The 6,593-nt window shown below is 47.6% G+C and carries 6 protein-coding genes; all 6 read left to right on the top strand.

The window, feature by feature from the left end:
* Window positions 1-1,035 (top strand): glycosyltransferase family 4 protein (locus tag RSA72_RS13360; protein WP_332622815.1); only part of this gene is annotated, 1,035 nt, incomplete at its 5' end.
* Window position 1,036: 1 nt separating this feature from the next.
* Window positions 1,037-1,660: a sugar transferase gene (locus RSA72_RS13355; RefSeq protein WP_332622813.1), complete on the top strand. Its 624-nt coding sequence runs from the start codon at window positions 1,037-1,039 to the stop codon at window positions 1,658-1,660.
* A gap of 29 nt (window positions 1,661-1,689) precedes the next feature.
* On the top strand, window positions 1,690-2,565 hold the full coding sequence (gene galU, locus RSA72_RS13350; RefSeq protein WP_332622812.1) for a UTP--glucose-1-phosphate uridylyltransferase GalU: 876 nt from the start codon (window positions 1,690-1,692) through the stop codon (window positions 2,563-2,565).
* A 15-nt stretch (window positions 2,566-2,580) separates the two neighbouring features.
* Window positions 2,581-3,831 (top strand): UDP binding domain-containing protein, encoded by a 1,251-nt coding sequence (locus tag RSA72_RS13345; protein ID WP_332622811.1) that lies wholly within the window; start codon window positions 2,581-2,583, stop codon window positions 3,829-3,831.
* Window positions 3,832-3,875: 44 nt separating this feature from the next.
* Window positions 3,876-5,501 carry a glucose-6-phosphate isomerase gene (gene pgi, locus RSA72_RS13340; protein ID WP_332622810.1) on the top strand — a complete coding sequence of 542 codons (1,626 nt, stop codon included), beginning with the start codon at window positions 3,876-3,878 and terminating at the stop codon, window positions 5,499-5,501.
* Window positions 5,494-6,513: a UDP-glucose 4-epimerase GalE gene (galE, locus tag RSA72_RS13335; RefSeq protein ID WP_332622809.1), complete on the top strand. Its 1,020-nt coding sequence runs from the start codon at window positions 5,494-5,496 to the stop codon at window positions 6,511-6,513. Before pgi ends, galE begins: the two co-directional genes overlap by 8 nt.
* Window positions 6,514-6,593: the final 80 nt, after the last annotated feature.

The raw sequence follows: 6,593 nt of genomic DNA, 5'->3' as shown, positions 1-6,593 counted from the left end.
GCTTTTGTTTCAGAATACACTGATGAATGGATTGAAAAGTTATCTGAATTAGGTGTTGAGGTGGTGACTTATAACTTAAGCCGCGGTGGTTTAAATCCTTTAGCAGATATTCAATCAACAATACAATTAATTTATCAAATAAAGAAAATTGGGCCAGATCTAGTTTTATCTTATTCAGCTAAACCAGTGATTTACGGAACTTTAGCAGCGAAAGCAGCGAAAGTTCCAGACATCGTCGGTATGCTTGAGGGGCTAGGTTACACTTTTACCGATCAACCAGAAGGGCAGACCTTTAAAACTAAACTGGTTCGTAATATTCAAGTGTTATTATATAGAATCGCATTTAAATTCATGGATAAAATAATTTTTTTAAATGGCGATGATAAAAAAGATCTAATGGATGCATATAGTTTAAAAGTACCCGAAGTCCATATTTTAGGGGGAATAGGTTTAAACTTTGCTAATTATCAATATTCACAGCCTCCAATTCACCCAGTTAAATTTTTATTTATTGGCCGATTATTAAAAGAAAAGGGCGTATTTGAATTAATTGAAGCTATGCGTATCGTAAAATCCAAATATCCTAATGCGCATTTTACTGTACTTGGTGCAATTGACCATGAGAATTTGGGCGCTTTAAAGCAGGAAACACTTGATCAATTAGTACAAGAAAATTTATTTGAATATCCAGGCTATGTCGTAAATGTTCCGGACTGGATAACGAACACAAGCGTTTTTGTTCTGCCTTCATATAGAGAGGGTGTTCCGCGTAGTACACAAGAAGCCATGGCAATTGGTCGCCCAGTGATAACAACAGATGTGCCGGGCTGTAGAGATACTGTCGTAGATGGGGTGAATGGCTTTTTAGTTCCTAAATGGAATGCCGATGCTCTTGCAGAAAAAATGTGCTTTTTTATTGAAAATCCAGAACAAATTAACATTATGGGGAGAGAAAGCTATAAAATCGCCTGTGAAAAATTTGATGTTCATGCGGTAAATAAAAAACTATTTGAAATCTTGGGTATTGATAATTGATATGAAACGCTTAGTAGATATACTTATTTCTTTTATTGCATTAATAATTTTGTCCCCTATTTTTTTATTGGTTACTTATAAAGTTCGTAAAAATTTAGGTTCTCCTGTGCTTTTCTATCAGGAACGGCCGGGGAAAGATGGAAAATTATTTAAAATGATTAAATTCCGCTCCATGAAAGATGCGGTGGATAAAGACGGCAACCTTCTGCCAGATGATCAAAGAATTACTCCATTTGGGCATAAGTTAAGATCGACGACACTAGATGAAATGCCGCAGCTGATCAATGTTCTCAAAGGGGATATGAGTATTGTTGGACCTCGTCCACAGATGAAAGATTTTCTGGAACATTATACGCCTGAGCAAATGCGCCGGCACGAAGTCAAGCCCGGCATGACTGGGCTGGCTCAGGTAAGCGGACGCAATAACTTATCCTGGGACGAAAAATTTGAGCTGGATATAGAATATGTTGAAACGCTGTCAATAATGCTGGATTTTCAAATTATGCTGAAAACCATTAAAGTAATGGCTGCAAAAGAGGGGATTAATGCGCCGAATCAAGCTGTAGGGGCAGCGCGTTTCAGTAATCCTAATAGATCGGAAAAATCCGAATCTGAATCAGCTTAATTTTTATCAATTATTCATCTGGTTTTAACATGATCAAAAAAGCCATCCTCCCTGTTGCGGGTTTAGGTACGCGTTTCCTGCCGGCCAGCAAATCCATTCCGAAAGAAATGGTGACGGTGGTTGACCGCCCTGCCATTGAATATGTGGTCAAGGAAGCGGTGGCTGCCGGCATTGAACAGATTATTCTGGTGACGCATTCATCAAAAGCATCGATTGAAAACTATTTTGACCGAAATTTTGAGCTGGAAACTTCGCTGGAAAATAAAAAGAAATTTGACTTGCTGAAAGAAATTACTGAAATTTTACCGCCCCATGTCAGCGTGATCAGCGTGCGCCAGCCGCAGCCGCTGGGCTTGGGGCATGCGGTGCTGTGCGCAAAATCAGTAGTCGGCGGTGATGACTTTGCGGTGCTGCTGCCGGATGTGCTGGTAAAAGAAAACGCTGCCGAAAATGATTTGGCGCGCATGATTCGCCGTTTTAACGCGTCTAAAGCAGCGCAGATTATGGTTGAAGCTGTGCCGGATCATTTAGTTGACCAGTATGGTATTGTGGATGTGGCAAGCTCTCCAAATGAAGGTGAAAGCATTGCCATGCAGGGCATTGTAGAAAAGCCTGCAGCAGGCGCAGCGCCATCTAATCTGTCTGTGGTGGGGCGCTACATCCTGCCGGCGAAAATCATGCAGCTGCTGGAAAAAACTCCAAAAGGCGCAGGCAATGAAATTCAGCTGACTGACGCGATTGCGCTGCTGCAGCAGACAGAAGCGGTTGAAGCCTACCGCATGAAAGGCCAGACTTTTGACTGCGGCAGCAAGCTCGGCTATTTAAAAGCCGTGCTGCATTATGGCGTGAGCCATCCTGTACTGGGTGAAGACTTTAAAACGATGATCCGCGGGCTGGAACTGTAGGCGAAGAGATCCATCATGAAAATCGCAATATTTGGAACAACACTTTATGCTGCTGTCATGGCGTCATTGCTTGCGCAATACGGGCATGAGGTTTATGTGTGCCATGAGCCAAGCCATGCTCCAGCCTTTGACACCAAAGAGCAGGAGGTCTTGGACGCGCTGGAAAAGCAGTTCAGAAGCGGATTTTTAAAATATTGCAATTTTGAACAGCTCAGTTTAGAAATTGATGCCTATATTTTCAGCTTTAACACCGCGCAGGAGCACTTGGCGCGCAGTGTGCTGCATAAGCTGAAACAGCGCACAATTATTCATCCTAAGCTGATGATTAATGCATCCAGCTTTGGGCTGCATGGGACTCAGGCTTTTAAAGACCTGCTGCCTCAGGATGACTGGGTGTATTTCCCCGATACCGTTCAGGAAGGGCGGGCATTCAAAAGCATTACAGGCGCGAGCCGGCTTATTCTCGGCTGTGAAGAGGCCCGCGTGCAGCGGCGGATACAGGAAATGCTCAGGCCGCTGTTTCCGCGCGCGCAGGAATACCTGTTTATGCCGGTGCTGGATGCTGAATTTACCAAATTGAGCATTTCCGGAATGCTGGCGACGCGCATCAGCTATATGAATGACCTGGCTGTGGTTGCGGAAAAATTAGATATTGATATTGAAAATGTCCGTCAGGGCTTGGCTGCAGACAGCCGGATCGGCGCCAGCTATCTGTATTCCGGCGCGGGCTTTGGCGGGGAAAATTTCTCACAGGATATTTTGACCTTAACCAGCGCTGTGTCAAATACCGGCGTAAAAAGCCAGCTCCTGGCGCAGGTCTGGGACATTAACGAACAGCAAAAAGAATTTCTATTCCGAAAGCTGTGGGCTTATTTCCATGGCAATCTGGCTGGCAAAACGGTCGCCATCTGGGGCGCGGCTTTTAAAGAAAACAGCTCCAGCACGCATTATTCCCCAATTCATACCATGCTGGAAGCATTATGGGCGCAGGGCGTGACGGTCAAGCTGCATGACCCGCAAGCGCTGGATGAAATCCGTGAACAGTATGCGGAACGCGGCGACTTGATTCTATGTCAGGACCAGTATGAGGCTGCTGATCAGGCGCATGCACTGTGCTTATTGACCGCATGGAAACAATATTGGTCGCCTGATTATGCGCAATTAAAGCAGCGCATGCAGCATCCGCTGCTTTTGGACGGCCGCAATATTTATGATCCTGGCTATGTCAAGGCGCAGGGTTTTGCCTATATGGGGGTCGGGCGCTAATGATGAATTTACATCCGTTCCCAAAAAAGGACGCAGGATCAGCAATGTCGCATTTAACGGATTTGAGTGAAAGCGTCGGTCAAAAGCATCTCAATGCGCTGTTTGCGGAAGATCCGCAGCGTTTCGGACATTTCTCAATTCAGTTTGATAAGATTATTTTTGACTGCAGCAAACAGCGCATCGATCAATCTGTTATCCGGGCGCTGTTGGATCTGGTCAAGGCGCGCGATCTGGATGCATGGGTTAAACGCTTATTTTCAGAAGAAAAAATCAACTATACTGAGCAGCGCGCTGTTATGCATTGGGCTTTGCGCCTGCCGCCGAGCGATGCGCAGCATCCTGAATTAGCCCAGCAGGTGCATGAGCAGCTGGAGCGCATGTATGCCTTGGTGGAAAAAATTCATGCCGGACAGTGCCGTGGCGCGACAGGCGAGGTGATTCAGGATGTGGTGAATATCGGCGTGGGCGGTTCAGACCTTGGCCCGCTGATGGTGAGCCATGCGCTGTCGGACTTTAAGGTCAATACAGCCAAACCGCTGAAGATGCACTTTGTATCGACGATGGACGGCACGCAGCTTTCAGATTTATTGCACCAATTGCGCCCTGAAACCACCCTGTTTATTATTTCCTCCAAGTCCTTCGGCACTATTGATACGCTGTCGAATGCGCAAACTGTCCGCCTGTGGCTGGAAAAAGCTTTAGGCCAAGAACTGCAGATCCTGAAGCATCATTTTATTGGGGTGTCGACCAAGCCGGAGAAAATGGACGCTTGGGGCATCGCGCCGGAAAATCAGTTCCTGCTGTGGGATTGGGTCGGCGGGCGCTATTCACTGTGGTCATGCATTGGCCTGCCGATTGCCTTAAGCATTGGCGCTGCGGGCTTTAAGCAGTTTCTGGCCGGGGCGCATGCGCTGGATCAGCATTTCCAGCATGCGCCGTTTGAAAAAAACATTCCGGTACTGATGGGCCTGCTGGGCGCCTGGAATAACAATTTCTTGGATATCCAGACGCATGCGGTACTGCCTTACGATGGGCGCCTGAAATATTTTGCCGCCTATCTGCAGCAGCTGGAAATGGAGTCCAACGGCAAGTCGATTCAGCGCAATGGCGAAAAAGCAGCCTGGGATACTTGCCCGATTGTCTGGGGCGAGGTTGGGCCGAATGCGCAGCATGCATTTTATCAGCTGCTGCATCAGGGTACGCACTCGGTCAGCTGCGACTTTATTGCGCCTGTGCGGCGCTATAACAGCCAGCAGTTTACCTATGTGGACAATGCCGATGCATTGATTGAACAGCATCATCTTGCGCTGTCAAACTGCTTAGCCCAATCCCGCTTATTGGCTTTCGGCAATCAGGCTTTGGATCAAAGCGAATTGGAATCCTTGCCGGAATATAAAAAATATGCAGGCAATCAGCCCAGCACGACAATCCTGCTGCAGGAGCTGAACCCGTACAGCCTAGGCATGCTGATTGCCATGTATGAGCATAAAGTTTTTGTGCAGTCGGTGCTTTGGAATATCAACCCATTTGACCAGTGGGGCGTAGAAAAAGGCAAGGAAATCGCCAATCAGCTTTTGCCGATTTTAAACGGCGCGCAGACTGATTTATCCAAGCTGGATGCTTCGACCCAAGGCTTAATCCGGATTTTTTTAGGAAAAACAGATGGCTAAAATTTTAGTAACGGGCGGCGCCGGCTACATCGGTTCGCATACCTGCGTTGAATTATTGGATGCAGGGCATGAGGTTGTTGTGCTGGATAATTTGTCCAACAGTTCAGAAGAATCTTTAACCCGCGTAAAAGCGCTGACTTCGAAAGATTTAGTGTTTGTGCGCGGCGATATTTTAGATCAGCAGGTTTTAGATCAGATTTTCGCAGCGCATGCAATTGATGCGGTGATTCACTTTGCCGGCCTGAAAGCCGTGGGTGAGAGCCAGCAGATTCCGCTGGCGTATTTTGACAATAATATTGCCGGCACCATCAGCCTGGCGAAGGCCATGGAGCGGGCCGGCGTATTCAAGCTGGTCTTCAGCTCATCAGCAACCGTATATGACGAAGCCAATGTTTCCCCCCTGAATGAAGATATGCCGACAGGCATGCCAAGCAATAATTACGGCTATACCAAGCTGATTGCCGAGCAGCTGCTGCAGAAGCTGGCGGCTGCCGATGCGCGCTGGTCCATCGCGCTGCTGCGCTATTTCAACCCGGTCGGCGCGCACAAGAGCGGCTGCATGGGCGAAGATCCGCAGGGCATTCCGAATAACTTAATGCCTTATGTGACTCAGGTGGCGGTCGGCCGCCGCGAAAAGCTCGCAATTTTCGGCAATGATTACGCTACCCCTGACGGCACAGGCGTGCGGGACTATATCCATGTTGTTGACTTGGCCAATGCGCATTTATGCGCCTTGAATAACCGCCTGGAAAATAGCGGCTGCCGCGCCTGGAATATCGGCACAGGCAAAGGCTCTTCTGTTTTGGAAGTGGTCAAAACCTTTGAGCAGGTTAACGGCATTCCTGTACGCTATGCGTTTTCGCCGCGCCGCGAAGGCGATGTGGCGACTTCGTTTGCCGACAATGCACGCGCAGTGGCGGAGCTGGGCTGGCAGCCTAAATACAGCCTGGAAGACATGCTGGCGGACAGCTGGAACTGGCAAAAGCGGAATCCGAATGGATACCGGAAATAAGCCGTAAAAAAAGAGCCTTGAATAGGTAATGCTGATCAGTTAAGGAGTTTCACCATAAACTTCTTAACCTTTGGGGCTAT

It is taken from the genome of Acinetobacter sp. (assembly GCF_036659555.1).
GTDB lineage: Bacteria > Pseudomonadota > Gammaproteobacteria > Pseudomonadales > Moraxellaceae > Acinetobacter.
The sequence above is the reverse complement of the archived record's forward strand: the minus strand, read 5'-3'. Positions and strand labels throughout refer to the sequence as shown.